The organism is Streptomyces sp. NPDC048172, assembly GCF_043202595.1.
Taxonomy (GTDB): domain Bacteria; phylum Actinomycetota; class Actinomycetes; order Streptomycetales; family Streptomycetaceae; genus Streptomyces.
Genome location: NZ_JBIDAT010000025.1, coordinates 1 through 1,404, shown reverse-complemented (window position 1 = coordinate 1,404; position 1,404 = coordinate 1). Strand labels below are relative to the sequence as shown.

Annotated in this window: 1 protein-coding gene; it reads left to right on the top strand. The window is 68.9% G+C overall.

The genetic code is table 11. The features are described 5' to 3' along the window. Window positions 1-57 precede the first annotated feature (57 nt). Window positions 58-1,239, top strand: coding sequence for an IS701 family transposase (locus ACGF3A_RS43980; RefSeq protein ID WP_393737045.1), 1,182 nt, complete (start codon window positions 58-60; stop codon window positions 1,237-1,239). Window positions 1,240-1,404 lie beyond the last annotated feature (165 nt).

The window sequence follows — 1,404 nt, the reverse complement described above, 5'->3', positions numbered from 1 at the left end:
CTAGTACTGCAACGGCGTTTGAGGTGACGGGGCGGCAGTCTGCTCGTTGAGTTTTTCGTGGGTGGGGACGTTGATGTGGTGCGGTGGGCGGCTGGCCTGGCCGAGTTGCACGAGCGGTTCGTGCACCGGTTCTCCCGCAGTGAGCCGCGTGCCTCGGCTCTGGCGTATCTGCGCGGACTGATCGCTCCGCTGGAGCGGAAGAACGGCTGGACGCTGGCCGAACAGGCCGGTCACCTCGGTCCGGACCGCATCCACCGGCTGCTGAACTCGTGCGACTGGAGTGCGGATGAGGTGCTGGAGGACGTGCGCGGCTACGTCGTCGAGCACCTCGGCGACCCGGACGGCGTGCTGATCTTGGATGACACCGGGTTCCTGAAGAAGGGAACCCGGTCGGCCGGGGTGCAGCGGCAGTACTCCGGTACCGCGGGACGCACGGAGAACTGCCAGGTCGGAGTCTTCCTCGCCTACGCGACCAGACAAGGCCGCACCTTGATCGACCGCCGTTTGTACCTGCCGAAGTCGTGGACGGAGGATGCCGGCCGGCGCCGCACGGCGGGCATCGAGGACTGCGTGGCCTTCGCCACCAAGGTCGAGACGGGCAGGGCCATGGTGGCCCGCGCCTTCGCGGACAAGATCCCGTTCCGGTGGGTGACCGCGGACGCCGGATACGGCTACAGCAAGGGCTGGCGCAGCCGCCTGGAGGAGGCCGACATCTTCCACGTGATGGCCACCACCAGCCATGACACCGTCGTCACCCGCCAGGCCCTGGATCATCCGGTCCGCGACCTGGTCGCGTGTCTGCCCCGGCAGAAGTGGCGGCGCCGTTCGTGCGGGGCGGGGGCTCACGGGCCGCGGATCTACGACTGGGCACGCGTCGAGGTCCGCCCCTGGCACCGTGAGGACCGCCGCCACTGGGTGCTTGCCCGCCGCAGCGTCACCCGCCCCGAGGAGATCGCCTACTACATCGCCTACGCGCCCGTCGACACGACGCTGGGCGAGCTGATCGCGGTGGCCGGGGCCCGGTGGGCGATCGAGGAGTGTTTCCAGAGCGCGAAGGGCGAGTGCGGCCTGGACGACTACCAGGTCCGCCGCTACGACGGCTGGCACCGGCACATCACCCTGGCCATGGCCGCCCACGCCTACCTGACCGTCACCCGCGCCGCCGAACTCGATACGGGGAAAGCAGAAACGGATCAGCCGGACTCGTCCCGCTCAGCGTCCCCGAACTCAGGCGCCTGATCACACGCCTCGCCCACACCACCCACCACCACGCCAGCTTCATCCTGCACTGGTCCCGCTGGCGACGCCGACGCCAGCACCAAGCCCGCCACAGCCACTACAAACGACGAGGCCACAGCCCATAGGACTACCGCCCCGTCACCTCAAACGCCGTTGCAGTACTAG